Origin of the sequence: Micromonospora sp. RL09-050-HVF-A (genome assembly GCF_019374995.1) — a bacterium.
GTDB lineage: Bacteria > Actinomycetota > Actinomycetes > Mycobacteriales > Micromonosporaceae > Micromonospora > Micromonospora antibiotica.
Map to the genome: position 1 here is coordinate 5,615,124 of NZ_JAGKQP010000002.1, position 14,795 is coordinate 5,629,918.

The 14,795-nt window shown below is 72.7% G+C and carries 12 protein-coding genes and 1 pseudogene; 8 read left to right on the plus strand and 5 right to left on the minus strand.

What is annotated here, in order from left to right:
- Positions 1 to 86: 86 nt before the first annotated feature.
- Positions 87 to 1,088 carry a helix-turn-helix transcriptional regulator gene (locus tag J7462_RS24985; protein WP_219467342.1) on the plus strand — a complete coding sequence of 334 codons (1,002 nt, stop codon included), beginning with the start codon at positions 87 to 89 and terminating at the stop codon, positions 1,086 to 1,088.
- 7 nt (positions 1,089 to 1,095) lie between these two features.
- On the opposite strand, the gene J7462_RS24990 is transcribed toward J7462_RS24985, so the two are convergent.
- Together J7462_RS24990 and cofD are read right to left on the minus strand one after the other, a co-directional pair.
- On the minus strand, positions 1,096 to 2,259 hold the full coding sequence (locus tag J7462_RS24990; protein WP_219467344.1) for a coenzyme F420-0:L-glutamate ligase: 1,164 nt from the start codon (positions 2,257 to 2,259) through the stop codon (positions 1,096 to 1,098).
- The gene (gene cofD / locus J7462_RS24995; RefSeq protein WP_219467346.1) at positions 2,256 to 3,203 is read right to left on the minus strand and encodes a 2-phospho-L-lactate transferase; all 948 of its coding nucleotides are present in this window, start codon (positions 3,201 to 3,203) and stop codon (positions 2,256 to 2,258) included. The genes J7462_RS24990 and cofD overlap by 4 nt, the downstream gene beginning before the upstream one ends.
- A 98-nt stretch (positions 3,204 to 3,301) precedes the next feature.
- Here cofD and J7462_RS25000 point away from each other — a divergent pair, with 98 nt between their 5' ends.
- The 6 genes from J7462_RS25000 to J7462_RS25025 all read left to right on the plus strand — a co-directional run bounded on the left by J7462_RS25000 (position 3,302) and on the right by J7462_RS25025 (position 10,016).
- Entirely contained in the window at positions 3,302 to 4,207 is a 906-nt protein-coding gene (locus J7462_RS25000) for a hypothetical protein (protein ID WP_219467348.1), read from the plus strand.
- 201 nt (positions 4,208 to 4,408) lie between these two features.
- Positions 4,409 to 6,931, plus strand: a complete 2,523-nt coding sequence (locus tag J7462_RS25005; RefSeq protein ID WP_219467350.1) for a bifunctional FO biosynthesis protein CofGH — start codon at positions 4,409 to 4,411, stop codon at positions 6,929 to 6,931.
- A gap of 126 nt (positions 6,932 to 7,057) precedes the next feature.
- Complete coding sequence (locus J7462_RS25010) at positions 7,058 to 7,336, plus strand: hypothetical protein (RefSeq protein ID WP_208570296.1); 279 nt, start codon at positions 7,058 to 7,060, stop codon at positions 7,334 to 7,336.
- A gap of 179 nt (positions 7,337 to 7,515) precedes the next feature.
- A complete protein-coding gene (locus J7462_RS25015; RefSeq protein ID WP_208570297.1) occupies positions 7,516 to 8,913 on the plus strand; it encodes a DUF4331 domain-containing protein in 1,398 nt (465 codons plus the stop codon).
- Between the two features lie 76 nt (positions 8,914 to 8,989).
- Positions 8,990 to 9,283 (plus strand): phospholipase, encoded by a 294-nt coding sequence (locus J7462_RS25020; RefSeq protein ID WP_219470688.1) that lies wholly within the window; start codon positions 8,990 to 8,992, stop codon positions 9,281 to 9,283.
- 475 nt (positions 9,284 to 9,758) lie between these two features.
- Positions 9,759 to 10,016, plus strand: a complete 258-nt coding sequence (locus tag J7462_RS25025; RefSeq protein ID WP_007455784.1) for a WhiB family transcriptional regulator — start codon at positions 9,759 to 9,761, stop codon at positions 10,014 to 10,016.
- Between the two features lie 460 nt (positions 10,017 to 10,476).
- Here J7462_RS25025 and J7462_RS25030 read toward each other — a convergent pair whose 3' ends face one another.
- The gene (locus J7462_RS25030) at positions 10,477 to 10,926 is read right to left on the minus strand and encodes a metallopeptidase family protein (protein WP_208570298.1); all 450 of its coding nucleotides are present in this window, start codon (positions 10,924 to 10,926) and stop codon (positions 10,477 to 10,479) included.
- A gap of 153 nt (positions 10,927 to 11,079) precedes the next feature.
- On the opposite strand from J7462_RS25030, the pseudogene J7462_RS33025 reads away from it, so the two are divergent.
- A pseudogene (locus J7462_RS33025) lies at positions 11,080 to 11,450 on the plus strand (DUF3499 domain-containing protein).
- A 235-nt stretch (positions 11,451 to 11,685) separates the two neighbouring features.
- Here J7462_RS33025 and J7462_RS25040 read toward each other — a convergent pair.
- Together J7462_RS25040 and J7462_RS25045 are read right to left on the minus strand one after the other, a co-directional pair.
- Positions 11,686 to 13,062: an FAD-binding oxidoreductase gene (locus tag J7462_RS25040; RefSeq protein ID WP_219467352.1), complete on the minus strand. Its 1,377-nt coding sequence runs from the start codon at positions 13,060 to 13,062 to the stop codon at positions 11,686 to 11,688.
- Positions 13,063 to 13,260: 198 nt separating this feature from the next.
- Positions 13,261 to 14,607 carry an aspartate aminotransferase family protein gene (locus tag J7462_RS25045; protein ID WP_219467353.1) on the minus strand — a complete coding sequence of 449 codons (1,347 nt, stop codon included), beginning with the start codon at positions 14,605 to 14,607 and terminating at the stop codon, positions 13,261 to 13,263.
- Between the last annotated feature and the right edge of the window lie 188 nt (positions 14,608 to 14,795).

A 14,795-nucleotide genomic window follows, 5' to 3' on the forward strand; every position in this document is an offset into this window, starting at 1 on the left:
GCCCACGCTTAAAAGTGGAGATAAGTGCCGCCCGGTACAGTTCAGTGGGTCGGCGGGCTCCCCCTGCCCCGCCCCAGGAGCGCTCGATGCTGACCATTCATTTCTCCCAGGAGGACATCCTCCGGACCCGGGTCGCCCCTGCCGCCGACCCGGTCTGGGAGTCGGTCCTCAGCCTGCACCTGCTCCAGGGGCGGACCCGCGACCCGTTGATGGCGGGCTGGCGGCGGGGCGTGGCCACCGGGCTGCGTCGGGAGACCGCCGCCGACCAGTTCCGGCTGCTGTTCGCGCTGAACCCGCCCCGCGGCTACTTCCCCGACTTCCTCACCCCGTACCAGAGCCTCGACGGTTTCGAGGCGGGGCTGGACGCCGTCCGGTCCACCCCGACCGGGCTGCTGCGCCGGGACCTGGCCCTGCTGGCGGGGACGAACCCGTTGCCGCCGTCGGCTGCCGCGCTGGCCCGGGGTGAGCCGGAGGTCCTCCGCCACCTGACGGAGTCGATGGCGCAGTACCGGTCGGTGGCGATCGACCCGTACTGGGGGCGGATCAGGGCCGCCGTGGAGGCCGACCGGGCGGTACGCGCCCGCGCCCTGCTCGACGGTGGGGCGGAGGGACTACTGGCGAGCCTGCGGCCGGGGATGCGCTGGGAATCCGGGGTCCTCCAGGTCCTCGACTATCCGAACCGCCGGGAGTTGCACCTGGACGGTCGGGGGCTGCTGCTGGTGCCCTCGTTCTTCTGTGCGCGTACCCCGGTCGCCCTGCTCGACCCGATGCTGCCGCCGGTGCTGGTCTATCCGGCCGACCGGCTCGGCGGGTTGGACCCGCCCCCGGGCGAGGGTGGCCGACCTGCCGGCGACGGCGGTAGGGAGGCGCTGGCGGCGCTGCTGGGCCGTACCCGGGCGGCGGTCCTGGAAGTCAGCGACGACGGTGCGACGACCGGCGAGGTGGCCCGGCGGCTGCACATCTCGGCCGCCGCCGTCAGCCAGCACACCACCGTGTTGCGCAACGCCGGGCTGCTGGTCAGCCGCCGCGACCGCAACACGGTGCTGCACACCCTGACCCCGCTCGGCCGGGCCATGCTCGACGCCTGACGCCTGGTCAGAGGGCCAGGCAGGCGCTGGCGATGCTGCCCGTCGGTGGCGGCAGCAGGGTGGACGGGATCCCCTCGGCGGCCAGCGCGATCCGCAGCCGGTGCAGGTCGACGCCGAAACGCACCAGGTCGGGCTGGTCGACGGGAGTGGGTGCCGCGCCGAGCAGCAGACCGCTCGCCCCGACCGGCCAGCCGTCGACGGTCGCGGCGAGACCGGCGCGTACCTCGTCGTCGGTGACCTGGGTGAACGTGGTGCCGGGGGCGACCACCTCGGCCACCGCGGCGATCGCCCGGTCGACGGCCGCCGGGTCCACCGGTGCCTCACCACGGCCGTCGGCAAGCGTCGCGGCGGCGCGCATCCCGGCCGCCATCGCCTCGGCGGTGCCCAGTGAGAACAGGTCCAACGCGCTCTCCCGCACCAGGGCGGCGGCTCCGGCCCCGTCGTCGACCAGCCGGACCGCCGGCCGGTCGTCCCGGCCGTCGCCCCCGGCCGGCGGGTGCGCCCGGCCACCGTCGGCCGGGGGCGACGACGACGGCAGGTAGCCCCGGACCACCGCCACCGGGACCTGGTCGCACTTGCCCTTGATCAGCTCACCTGCGCCGGCCAGCTCGTCGACCACCGCCATCTGGGTCAGTTGCAGCTCGTTGCCGTAGGGGTCGACCTCGCCCCGGTGGTCCCGGATGGCGGGCATCCCGGCGACGCCGAGCGCCACGTCGGTCAGCCCGTTGCGCCACGGCCGGCCCATCGTGTCGCTGATGATCACCGCGACGTCGACCCGGTAGCGGTCCCGCAGGGCGGCGCGCAGCGCCCGCGCCGACGCGTCCGGGTCCACCGGCAGCAGCACCAGCCGGGTCTTGTCGACGTTCGACGCGTCGATCCCGGCAGAGGCCATCACGAAGCCGTGGTGGGTCTGCACGATCCGGGTCGCCCCCCGGCTGGCCACCACCCGGGCGGTCTCGGCGGCCAGCACCTCGTCCCGGGCGGCGAGCCGTTCCGGACCGTCGGCCGGCACGTCCACCAGCCGGCCCTCCGCCTTCGACACGATCTTGCTGGTGACCACCAGCACGTCGCCGTCGCGCAACCACGGCGCGGCCGTGCCGATCAGCACCGCCAGGTCGTCGCCCTCGGTCACGTCGCCGATGCCCGGCACCGGCAGGATCTCCAGTCTCACACCAGCTCCATCGCGGCCCGGACCATCGCCGTGGTCGCCGCCTCGTCGGTCATCCGCAGCGGGACCGCGCGGACGGTCACCCCGGGCACCGCCACCCCGTCGTCCTCCGGCGCGACCAGCCAACCGTCGAGCAGGCCACCCTCGCTGCGACCGCCGTAGAGCCGACCCACCCCGGCGGCGCTGCACTCGACGTCGAGGACCTCCAGGCACCGGTCGGCCATCCCGCGCACCGGTGCGCCGCCGATGATCGGCGACACCCCGACGACCCGGGCCGGACCGGTGGCGACCGCGTCGCGCAGGCCGGGCACCGCCAGCACCGGGGCGATGCTCACCACCGGGTTGCTCGGCGCGACCAGCACCACGTCGGCGGCGGCCAGCGCCTCGGCCACCCCGGGGGCCGGCTTGGCGGTGTCCGCGCCGACGAAGACGAACCGGTCGGTGGGCACGCCCGCCCGGTACCGGACCCACCACTCCTGGAAATGGATGGCCCGCCGCTCGCCGTCCAGGTCGACCACCGCGTGCGTCTCCAGCCGGTCGTCGGTGGCCGGCAGCAGCCGTACGCCGGGCTGCCAGCGGGCGGCCAGCGCCTCGGTGACCTGCGACAGCGGATACCCGGCATTGATCATGGTGGTGCGCACCAGGTGGGTGGCGACGTCCTTGTCGCCGAGGGAGAACCAGCCCGGCTCGGCACCGTACGCCGCCAGCTCCTGCTTGATGGTCCAGCTCTCGCCGACCCGCCCCCACCCGCGTTCCGGGTCGGCACCCCCGCCGAGGGTGTACAGGACACTGTCCAGGTCGGGGCAGACCTTGAGGCCGTGCAGGTAGAGGTCGTCGCCGACGTTGACCACGGCGGTCACCTCGGCGCCCACCTCGCGGGCGTACGCCCGGACGCCGAGCAGGAATCGGGCACCCCCGATCCCGCCGGTCAGAACCACGATGCGCATGTCGTCCATCCTCCCGTACGGGACGCGAGCCGCCGCCGGGCGGCCCGGGAGACTAGGCTCACGTCGGCATCTGTCCGTTTCGCCCCGAGGGAGAGTTCGTGACCAGCCCCGCCGAGCCCGCGTCGCACGACGCGTCGCAGGCCCGCCAGATCACCGCACCCCTGCGCGAACTCGCCGCGCTCGTCCTGCTCGGCGCGAACGCCGTGCTGCTCTTCGTCGGGTTCGTCCGGCTGCTCGTGCCGATGTCGGACTACAGCACCTTCTCGGGGCGGGCGGGGAGCGAGTTCTTCGCCTTCGTCGGTGTCGAGGCCACGGTGCTGCCGTTGTTGGCCGTGCTGCTGGTCACCCACCTCGCGCCGGTGTCCGGCCGGGCCCGGCAGTTCACCCAGGTCGCCCTCGCCGAGTACGCCTTCGGCGCCCTGTTCGGCGTGTTGACCTTCCTGATCTGGCTGGTCGGCCGGCTGGCCGAGGCCGAGGTGCTGGACGCCCTGCTCGGCATGCTTACCCGGGCGGCCTGGTTGGCGCTGTTCGGGATGGCCGCCTTCGTGGTCTACCGGATCTGGCGCACCCTCTATTACGTCGCGAAGCCGAAGCCCCAGCCCGGCGTCTACGGCCAGCCGCAGCCCGGCTGGCCGCAGCAGCAGGGTGGCTACCCGGGCCAGGGCTACCCGCCCCCGGGTCACCCCGGTGCCGGGCAGTACGGCCAGCCCGGGTTCGCCCCGCCGCAGTCCGCGCCGCCGTTCGGTGCTGCTCCGCAGTCCGCCCCGCCGTTCGGGGCTCCGCAGTCCGCCCCGCCGCAGTCCGGGCCACCGACCGGCATCCCGCCGCAGTCGGCCCCGCCGTTCGGGGCTCCGCAGTCCGCCCCGCCGTTCGGGCAGCCTCCGTCGGCCGACCCGACCCAGGCGATCCCGCGCCAGTCCACGGAGCCGACCACCGGCCCGGCCGACGCGGACGGGGACCGCACCCAGCCCTTCCGGCGGGACGATCCGAACACCCCGCACTGAGCCGCACCCGGCCGGGTCGGTCCGCGCCACGGCGTGAGCCCGACCCGGCCGGCGCGGTGCCACCAACCCGGGCCGGCCGGTCCGCTGTGACGCGAGGTGCCGACCCGGCCGGGACGGTGGTGCGGCAGCACCCGACGGGGAGATGTCACACCCGGCTCGCATGCCTGCCGGATCGTCCCGGCCAGCGCCTAGGCTGGGCGGATGGTTGACCGCACCGATCCCGGCCCGACCTCGGCGAGCGTGCGACGGGCGCTGCGCCGGGCCGCCACCGGGCGCGCGCTCGACGTCGACGAGGCCACCGCGCTGCTGAGCGCCCGGGACGCCGACCTGGACGAATTGCTCCGGATCGCCGGGGAGGTCCGGGATGCCGGGCTGCGCGACGCCGGCCGGCCGGGCGTGGTGACGTACTCGAAGAAGGTTTTCATTCCGCTGACCCGGCTCTGCCGGGACCGGTGCCACTACTGCACCTTCGCGACCGTGCCGCACCGGCTGCCGGCGGCCTTCCTGGAGACCGACGAGGTGCTGGCGATCGCCCGGCAGGGCGCGGCGCTGGGTTGCAAGGAGGCCCTGTTCACCCTGGGTGACCGGCCGGAGGAGCGCTGGCCGGCGGCCCGCGCCTGGCTCGACGAGCGCGGCTACGACTCCACGGTGGACTACCTGCGGGCCTGCGCGGTGGCGGTGCTGGAGGAGACCGGTCTGCTGCCGCACCTCAACCCGGGGGTGCTCTCCTGGTCGGAGTTGCAACGGCTCAAGCCGGTCGCGCCGAGCATGGGGATGATGCTGGAGACCACCGCCACCCGGCTCTGGTCGGAGCCGGGCGGCCCGCACTTCGGCTCCCCCGACAAGGAGCCCGCGGTGCGGCTGCGGGTGCTCGACGACGCCGGCCGGGTGGGGGTGCCGTTCACCACCGGCATCCTGATCGGCATCGGTGAGACCCCGGCCGAACGGGTCGACGCGCTGTTCGCGATCCGCCGGTCGCACCGGGAGTACGGCCACCTCCAGGAGGTGATCGTGCAGAATTTCCGCGCCAAGCCGGACACCGCGATGGGCGGCCTGCCCGACGCCGAGCTGCACGACCTGGCGGCCACCGTGGCGGTGGCCCGGCTGCTGCTCGGCCCGAAGGCCCGGCTCCAGGCCCCGCCCAACCTGATCGAGGACGAGTACGACCTGCTGCTGCGGGCCGGCATCGACGACTGGGGTGGGGTCTCCCCGCTGACCCCGGACCACGTCAACCCGGAGCGGCCGTGGCCGCAGCTCGACGAGCTGGCCCGGCAGACCGAGAAGTCCGGCTTCACCCTGCGCGAGCGGCTGACGATCTACCCGGAGTACGTCCGGGCCGGCGACCCGTGGCTCGATCCCCGGCTGTCGCCGCACGTCACCGCGCTCGCCGATCCGGCGACCGGGCTGGCCGTGGAGGCGGCCCGGCCGGTGGGCCGCCCCTGGCAGGAGCCGGAGGAGGTCTTCGGTGGCGGCCGGACCGACCTGCACGCCACCATCGACACCGCCGGGCGCACCGACGACCGGCGGGGCGACTTCGACAGCGTCTACGGTGACTGGGCGGAGGTCGCCGGCAAGGTGAGCCCCGCCGCGTCGGGCGGGCCGGTGCCGGGTGCCGACGGTGACCTGCGGGCGGGGTTGCGGCTGGCGGCCGACGACCCGGCGGCGCTGTTGGAGCCCCGGCACGCCGACGCGGCCCTGGCGCTGTTCGGCGCGGACGGCCCCGCCCTGGACGAGCTGTGCCGGCTCGCCGACGACGTGCGGCGGGACACCGTCGGCGACGACGTCACCTACGTGGTCAACCGCAACATCAACTTCAGCAACGTCTGCTATGTGGGCTGCCGGTTCTGTGCGTTCGCCCAGCGGGAACGGGACGCCGACGCGTTCCGGTTGTCGGTCGAGCAGGTGGCCGACCGGGCCGAACAGGCGTGGGCGGCCGGCGCCGGTGAGGTCTGCCTCCAGGGCGGCATCGACCCGAAGCTGCCGGTGACCGGTTACGCCGACATCGTCCGGGCGATCAAGGCCCGGGTGCCCGGCATGCACGTGCACGCGTTCTCCCCGATGGAGATCGTCACCGCCGCCGCCAAGGCCGGCGTGCCGGTGCGGGAGTGGCTGTCGATGCTGCGCGAGGCCGGCCTGGACACCATCCCGGGCACCGCCGCCGAGATCCTCGACGACGACGTGCGCTGGGTGCTCACCAAGGGCAAACTGCCGGCCGCCGCCTGGGTCGAGGTGGTCTCGACCGCGCACGAGCTGGGCATCCGCTCCAGCTCCACGATGATGTACGGCCACGTCGACCATCCCGGCCAGTGGCTGGCGCACTTCCGGGTCCTCGCCGGGGTGCAGGACCGCACCGGTGGGTTCACCGAGTTCGTGGCGCTGCCGTTCGTGCACACCAACGCGCCGATCTATCTGGCCGGCATCGCCCGGCCCGGCCCGACCTGGCGGGAGAACCGGGTGGTGCACGCGATGTCCCGGCTGCTGCTGCACGGGCGGATCGACAACATCCAGTGCTCCTGGGTGAAGCTCGGCGACGAGGGCACCGTGGCGATGTTGCAGGGCGGCTGCAACGACCTGGGCGGCACCCTGATGGAGGAGACCATCTCCCGGATGGCCGGCTCGGGCAACGGTTCGGCGCGTACCGAGGAGCAGTTGCGGGCGATCGCCGCCGCCGCGGGACGTCCGGCACGCAAGCGGACGACCGCTTACGGTCATCCGTTGCGATGACATCGAACCTTTCGCGCGTGCGGGCCGTACCAGTGTTCGCCGGCGGCGGTTGAGGCGAGGGCCGCCGCCGGCGACCTCGCGCTCCACACCGCGCGCGCTCACGCGCCGCCGGAGGAAAGGTTCCCCATGACGAGCGAAGTGCGGAAGCGTTCCTGGCCGCGACTGACCCGGCGGCAGACACTGACCGCTGCGGCGAGTGCCACGCTGGGCGCGGCGGCGCTGACGGTGACCGGCGTGTCGGCCGCGCAGAACTCCCCGTCGGCGAGCAGCGCGGAGGGTCCTATCGTGGTCCACCTGCGCGACGCCAAGTCGGGGACGTTGGACGTCTTCGTCGGTACGTCCCGGATCGAGGTACGTGACCGGGGGCTCGCGGACCGGCTCCGCCGGGCTGCCGGGCGCGGCTGACCCCGTCTGCTGTCCGACGGCGGTCTGACCTGCCCGCCGTCACCGGGTGGGGGTGACCCGCCCGCTGTCCCGGGTGGCCCTGAACCGCCCGCCCTCTTCCTCTTCACCGCCAGGCGCAGGCTCCCGCGCCCGGTTCGTCATGCCCTGACTCCTCATGATCCCGCAAAGGTTGGTCCGCCATGTCGTCCCACCGCGAAGCACCGGAAATAAGCAAGGACCCGGTCGCCGACAGTTCCGACCTCTACGCCTTCGTCAGCCCCGAACGGCCCGACTCGGTGACGTTGATCGCCAACTACGTGCCGTTGCAGCTCCCCTCGGGCGGCCCGAACTTCTTCGAGTTCGGCGACGACGTGCGGTACGAGATCCATATCGACAACGACGGTGACGGCCATCCCGACGTGACCTACCGGTTCGAATTCCGTACCGAGATCACGAACGAGAACAGTTTTCTCTACAACACCGGGCCGATCGAGTCGCTGGACAGCAAGAACTGGAACCGGCGGCAGTTCTACAAGCTGACCCGGGTGACCGACGGCAAGGAGCACGTGCTCGCCAACAAGCTGCCCTGCCCGCCGTGCAACGTGGGGCCGCTGTCCATCCCCAAGTACAACGACCTGGTCCGGCAGGCGACGTACAAGCTGTCGACGGGGGAGAAGGTGTTCGCCGGGCAGCGCGCGGACGGCTTCTTCGTCGACCTGGGCGCGATCTTCGACCTGGGTACGCTGCGGCCGTTCCAGCAGTTGCACGTGGCCGGCAAGAAGCTGTTCAAGACCGAGGGTGAGCCGGTCAACTCGGTGGACCGGATGAACGTGCACAGCATCGCGGTGCAGGTGCCGCTGAGCAAGGTCCGCCGCAGGTCCAACCGGTACGGCGTGGGCGACCGCGCCTCGACGATCGGGGTGTGGACGACGGCGTCCCGGCAGCAGGTGCGGGTGCTCGGCGACCGGGTCGCCGCGGACGCCGCGATCGGCCCGTGGACCCAGGTGTCCCGGCTGGGCAACCCGTTGTTCAACGAGGTCATCGTCCCGATGTCCAAGAAGGACCTGTGGAACACGCTGCCGCCGACCGAGGACAAGCGGTTCGCCCGGTTCGTCGAGCAGCCGGAGCTGGCGGCGTTGCTGCCGGTGCTCTACCCGGGGGTCTTTCCCAACCTGGACGCGCTGAACAAATCCAAGAAGCCCCGGGCCGACCTGCTGGCGATCCTGCTCACCGGCATTCCGTCGGGGCTGATCGACGGCTTCACCAACCTCACCGGTGACGTGCAGGCCGACATGCTGCGGTTGAACACCGCGATCAGGCCGAGCAGCAAGCCGAACCAGTTCGGGCTGCTCGGCGGGGACCTGGCCGGTTTCCCCAACGGTCGCCGGGTCGTCGACGACGTGGTGAGCATCGCGTTGCGGGCGGTGGCCGGGGTCACCGTCCCGCTGGTGGACAAGAAGTTCAAGCCGGACGCGGCGGCCGGTGCGGTCACCCCCGGCCTGAGCGCCGCCGACGTGACGGCGCCGTTCCTGCGGGACTTCCCCTTCCTCGGCACGCCGTACGACGGGTTCAACAACCCGGCCGCGGCGAACTCCTGACCGGACGGAGAGCGGCGTGAGCGGACACCACCACCACCATCATCACCAGTACGGGCCGACGGAGAGCGGCACGGTGATGCTCGACGTCGGTGGTGACACCGGTGCCCTGATCATCTACACCGGACGTGACCAGCACGGGCGGGAGATCGAGATCAGCCGGGTCGACCAGGCCGGTGCGGTGCGGACGCACTCCGCCGTACGGGAGCGGATCGTCCGGGACGGGGTGTTCCACAGCGCGGTGTACCCGGACCTGACGGCGGGTGTCTATACCGTCTGGTGGGACGAGGAGACGCCCGCCGGAACGATCTCCGTCAACGGGGGTTCGATCGCCGAATTCGTCTGGCCGACCAGCCCGTCAAGGTCGACCTGAGCACCACGACAACCGTACCGACCCGAGCGCCCCGTCCACAATGTGGACGGGGCGCTGTCGGTATTTCCGGCTCGGTGAGCGATCCGGGCCCAACCGCGTTAACCTGTCCCCCACCATGCTCATGATCTTGATAGGACCGGCCGGCCGGAGCGGTCGACGGCGCTGTGCGGGAGCGTCCGGGGCGGCGACGCCACGGCAGAAATCTGGGGCAACTCGCCGGAGAGGGCGTTACTCGCCCGGGGTCTGAATCGATAGGGCAGGTTGCGAGGGCCGGGTGGTCCGGGTGACCGTCCGGTGGCGTGTCGGGAGGGCGACTCCATTATCAAGTTCGGCTTGACGGCGCACGCATTACACGCGTGTAATTTCGATGGGGTTGTTCGCACGGAACGCACAAATAGGACCGGACGGACAAGCACGCCTTTCGCGTGGGGGGTTGCAGCGGCGGTGACGTCGGTGCGCGACAAGGAGGCATCTGATGGACGGCCAGCTTGAGGTGGCCGACCTGCTCGGAAACGCGCCGGAGTGGCAGGAGCGGGCACTGTGCTCGCAGACCGACCCGGAAGCGTTCTTCCCCGAGAAGGGCGGCTCGACCCGCGAGGCGAAGCGGATCTGTTCGCGGTGCGAGGTCAAGACGGAATGCCTGGAATACGCCCTCGGGCACGACGAGCGGTTCGGGATCTGGGGTGGGCTCTCCGAGCGGGAGCGGCGCAAGCTGAAGCGGCGGGCCGCCTGAATGGAAGGTCGAGTCGGGCGGTGGGGGCCGCCCGGCTCACGCCCACAGCCGGTCGCGGGGGCGGCCGGCGTCGGGCGGCGGTCCGGCCACGACGGTGGCCGACCATGGCGACACAGCACCAGGTCACGACGTGAGCGGCCACCGGGCCCGGGCGACGGGCGAGTCGGTCCCCGGGCCGGGCTGTGCCGGCGGTGGAGGTAGCGGGCCCGGCGGATCGTCGGGCCGGTGACGGCGGCTCGCCGGACCAGTGCCGACGATCCGTCAAAAGCGGGGCGTGGTGCTCGACCCCGGGACCGGGTGCCCGCCGACGCGGTTCGTCTCGTCATTGGGCGGGTGAATGCCCGCCTGGGTGGCGGGTCCGTCCTCCGGTAGATGAGTGCCCGCCCGCGTGGTGGGCCGGCGGAGTGCTGGTCCTGGTCAACCTCGGCCGAAGACCCGGGTCGTCACCGGGCGCGCAGCCTCAGGTCAGCTCGTCCGGGTCGACCCCGAGCAGGTTCGCCACCTGCTCGATGATCACGTCGTGGACCAGGTCGGCCAGGTCCTCACGGTCCATCGCGCGAAACTCCAACGGCCGCCGGTAGAGCACGATCCGGGGTGGCACCTCCTGCCGGCCCGGTCGGCCGGGCAGCAACCGGGCCAGCGGCACCTCGCCGTCCTCCAGCACGTCTGAGTCATAGACGTTCAGATCCGGCGGGACGTCCTCGACGGCGAACTCCACGCCGGCAAGTTCCTTGGCGAACCGGCGCTCCAACGTCTCCACGGTGTCCAGCACCAGGTCGTCAAAGATCTCGGCCTTGGTCCGGGCCAACGGGACGGTCGCCGGCACCAGCCGCCCGCGCAGGCCCCGTCCGTGCCGGTCGCGGTGGTTGCGCCGGCCGGAGCCGGGGCGGCGGCGTTCCGGGCTCGTCATGAACAGAAGGGTAGCCCCCGGTCCGGCCCGCCCGATGGCAGCGCGCGCCGACGGGCGCGGCGGGGCGGCAGGTGCGAATTGTGATCACGGTGACGGGCGTGTCGGAAAGCGAACCGGTGCGCCGGACCCGGTAATGGGGATACCCTGCCGCACGTGAGGTCACCACGGCGCTGCTCCCGTAACGCCTGCCCCCGGCAAGCGGTTGCCACATTGACCTATGTCTACAACGAGTCGACCGCTGTCGTGGGGCCGTTGGCGGCCTTCGCCGAGCCGCACACGTACGACCTGTGTGAGCAGCACGCCCGGAGCCTGACCGCCCCCCGGGGCTGGGACGTCGTCCGGCACGAGGGCGAGTTCGAGCCGCCGCCGCCCACCACCGACGACCTGGTCGCCCTGGCCGAGGCCGTCCGCGAGGCGGCCCGCCCGGTGGCCCCCGCCCACCCCAGGACGACCACGACCCCCACCCCCAGACCCCGCCCACCGGCCGCCGTGGTCACCTCCGCGTAATCCCCCCCAACCACTAACCCCACCCCACCCCCACGGCCCTCCCCACCCCACCCCACCCCACCCCACCCCACCCCAGGCCAACCCCACCCCAGGCCCTCTCCCCGGTGATCAAGAGGTTTGCGTCAAGTTCGATCTTCAACCTGACGCAAACCTCTTGATCACCGGGGCCGGCGGGTCGCGGGGACGGGGGGTCGGCGGGACGGGGGTCGGCGGGTGGGGGAGGGGAAGCAGGGAGGGGGAGCGGGGTGGGGGTTAGTGGCCTAGGAGGGGGGAGAAGAGGGTGGCGCGGCGGGCGGGACGGCCGGTGCGGTGTTCGACGTCGTCGGCGGAGGACATCACCCGGAGGCCGGCGTTGATGGCCAGCCAGCGCAGCGGTTCCGGCTCCCAGCGGGGGGAGCGGTGGCCGACCCACGGGAGTGCGGTCAGGTCCGACTCCACACCCCGGATCAGGTCGGCGAGGGTACGGCCGGCCAGGTTGCTCGTCCCCACCCCGTCGCCAACGTAGCCGCCGGCCCAACCCAGCCCGGACGACCGGTCCAGCCCCACCGACGCGGACCAGTCCCGGGCCACCCCCAGCGGGCCGCCCCAGGAGTGGGCGACCGGTACGTCCGCGCCGAGCACCGGGAAGAGTTCACCCAGCGTCCGGCGTAGCGCGGCGAAGACCCGGGGCTCCCGGTCGTAGCCGGGGGAGACCCGGGACCCGAAGTGGTACGGGGCGCCCCGCCCGCCGAAGGCCAACCTCCCGTCGGCGGTGCGCTGGCCGTACACGATGAGGTGCCGGTAGTCGGCGAAGGTCTCCCGGTCGGCCAGCCCGATCCGCTCCCAGGCCGGCGCGGGCAGCGGCGCGGTGACCACCATCAGCGAGTAGACCGGGGCGACCGTGCGGCGGTGGCCGGGCAGCATCGGGGTGTACGCCTCGGTGGCCCGGACCACCACGTTCGCGCGTACCGTGCCGTGCGGGGTGACCGCCGCGCCGGGCCGGATCGCGGTGACCGGGGACCGTTCGTGCAGCGTCACCCCGTGCCGGCGCACGGCGCGGGCCAGGCCCCGGACCAGCTTCGCCGGGTGCACGGCGGCGCAGTGCGGGGTGAACGTGCCGCCGCGTACCCCGTCGGCGGCGCACCGGGCGGCTGCCCCGGCGGCGTCGAGCAGGACCAGGTCGTCGGGGTCGAGGCCGTGGTCTCGGGCCTCGGCGACCGCGGCGCGTGCCCGGCCGAGCTGGACGTCGGTACGGGCCAGCAGCACCGTGCCGCCGTGGTGCCAGTCGCAGTCGATCCCCTCGGCGGCCACCACCCGGCCCACCTCGGCGACGGTCGCCTGCATGGCCCGTTGCAGCGCCAGTGCCTGCGGCCGGCCGTGCCGACGGGCCAACGCCGGCAGTGAGGTGGGGAACAGCGCCGAGCACCAGCCACCGTTGCGCCCGGACGCGCCGTACCCGGCGATCTCCGCCTCCAGTACGACGATCCGCAGCGTCGGATCGGCCACCGCCAGGTAGTACGCCGTCCACAACCCGGTGTAGCCGGCACCGACGATCACCACGTCGGCGTCGGTGTCACCGGGCAGCGCCGGGAGCGGGGTCAACGGTTCGTCCACCGTGGACAACCAGTGGGACAACTCCGGGTAGCGCATGCGGGCTCCGGGCGGTCAGCGCCGGCCGGGCCGGCGGCGGGAACTTCGCTGGCCGCGAAGTGTCAGTGCCGGCCGGCGGGGACGGGTGGCCGACCGGGGTGCGGAGGTGCCCCTCGGGTGTGGGGTGGCCGGTCCGGTGTGGGCCGGCCGGCGGGACCGCGGGTCGAGCCGCTGTCCGGCTGGTCGGCCCGCAGACGGTTACAGCCGGGACCACGCCTCGGTGAGTACGGCGCGCAGGATCTGCTCCATCTCGTCGAACTGCTCCTGCCCGCTGATCAGCGGCGGGGCGAGCTGCACCACCGGGTCGCCCCGGTCGTCGGCGCGGCAGTAGAGCCCGGCGGAGAAGAGCGCCGTCGACAGGAAACCGCGCAGCAGCCGCTCCGACTCGGCCTCGTCGAAGGTGGCCTTCGTCGACTTGTCCTTGACCAGCTCGATGCCGTAGAAGTAGCCGTCCCCCCGGACGTCACCGACGATCGGCAGGTCGGTGAGCTTCTCCAGGGTGGACCGGAAGGCGTCCTCGTTGGCCCGGACGTGGCCGATCAGGTCCTCCCGGGCGAACACCTCAAGGTTGGCCAGGGCAACCGCGCAGGAGACCGGGTGCCCACCGAAGGTCACCCCGTGGGCGAACATGCCAGTCTCGGTGAGAAACGGTTCCATCAGCCGGTCACTGGCGATCATCGCGCCGAGCGGGGCGTAGCCGGAGGTGATGCCCTTGGCGGTGGTGATGATGTCAGGCTGGTAGCCGTACCGGACGGCACCGAAATACTCGCCGAGCCGACCCCACGAGCAGATCACCTCGTCGGAGACGAGCAGCACGTCGTACGCGTCGCAGATCTCGCGTACCCGCTGGAAGTAACCGGGCGGCGGCGGGAAGCAGCCGCCGGAGTTCTGCAACGGCTCCAGGAACACCGCCGCCACGGTGTCCGGCCCCTCCCGTTCGATGGCCCGGCGGATCTCGTCGGCGGCCCAGACGCCGAACGCCTCGGGTGAGTCGCCGTGCTCGGGGGCCCGGTAGAAGTTGGTGTTCGGCACCTTGATCCCGCCGGGCACCAACGGCTCGAAGTCGCTCTTGATGCCGGGCAGGCCGGTGATCGACAGGGCGCCCATCGAGGTGCCGTGATAGGCGAGGTAGCGGCTGACCACCTTGTGCTTGTTGGGCTTGCCGGTGCGCTTGAAGTAGGCGCGGGCCAGCTTCCACGCCGTCTCGACGGCCTCCGAGCCGCCGGTGGTGAAGAAGACCCGGTTGAGGTCGCCGGGCGTCAGCGAGGCGATCTTCTCGGCCAGCTCGACGGCCTTCGGGTGGGCGTACGACCACAGTGGGAAGTACGCCAGCTCGGCGGCCTGCTTCGCGGCTGCCTCGGCCAGCTCGGTACGCCCGTGCCCGGCGTTGACGACGAACAACCCGGCGAGCCCGTCCAGGTAGCGACGGCCCTGCGAGTCCCAGACGTACGTGCCCTCGCCGCGCACGATGGTGGGCACCTCGCCGGCCGAGTAGCTGGCCATCCGGGTGAAGTGCATCCAGAGGTGGTCGGTGGCGTTGGCCATGTCAGCCCCATCGGGTCTCTGGGCCGGGCAGGGGTGACACCGGCCGCTCTGCCCACGGTTATCCCACAGTCCGGCCGCGAAATGCAAGCCTAGTTCGCGTCAGGGGCGACGGATTCAGCGTGAGTGAGGGCGTAAGGCAACGGAATCCGTACGCTCCAGGGCGGTGGCGGTCCGGCGGGATGCCCGCC

What these genes read in the sequence shown, in the direction of transcription:
- J7462_RS24985 (WP_219467342.1), top strand. Translation starts at nt 87, where the DNA reads ATGCTGACCATTCATTTCTCCCAGGAGGACATCCTCCGGACCCGGGTC.
- cofD (WP_219467346.1), bottom strand. Translation starts at nt 3,203, where the DNA reads ATGCGCATCGTGGTTCTGACCGGCGGGATCGGGGGTGCCCGATTCCTG.
- J7462_RS25005 (WP_219467350.1), top strand. Translation starts at nt 4,409, where the DNA reads ATGGTTGACCGCACCGATCCCGGCCCGACCTCGGCGAGCGTGCGACGG.
- J7462_RS25010 (WP_208570296.1), top strand. Translation starts at nt 7,058, where the DNA reads ATGACGAGCGAAGTGCGGAAGCGTTCCTGGCCGCGACTGACCCGGCGG.
- J7462_RS25015 (WP_208570297.1), top strand. Translation starts at nt 7,516, where the DNA reads ATGTCGTCCCACCGCGAAGCACCGGAAATAAGCAAGGACCCGGTCGCC.
- J7462_RS25020 (WP_219470688.1), top strand. Translation starts at nt 8,990, where the DNA reads ATGCTCGACGTCGGTGGTGACACCGGTGCCCTGATCATCTACACCGGA.
- J7462_RS25025 (WP_007455784.1), top strand. Translation starts at nt 9,759, where the DNA reads ATGGACGGCCAGCTTGAGGTGGCCGACCTGCTCGGAAACGCGCCGGAG.
- J7462_RS25030 (WP_208570298.1), bottom strand. Translation starts at nt 10,926, where the DNA reads ATGACGAGCCCGGAACGCCGCCGCCCCGGCTCCGGCCGGCGCAACCAC.
- J7462_RS25040 (WP_219467352.1), bottom strand. Translation starts at nt 13,062, where the DNA reads ATGCGCTACCCGGAGTTGTCCCACTGGTTGTCCACGGTGGACGAACCG.
- J7462_RS25045 (WP_219467353.1), bottom strand. Translation starts at nt 14,607, where the DNA reads ATGGCCAACGCCACCGACCACCTCTGGATGCACTTCACCCGGATGGCC.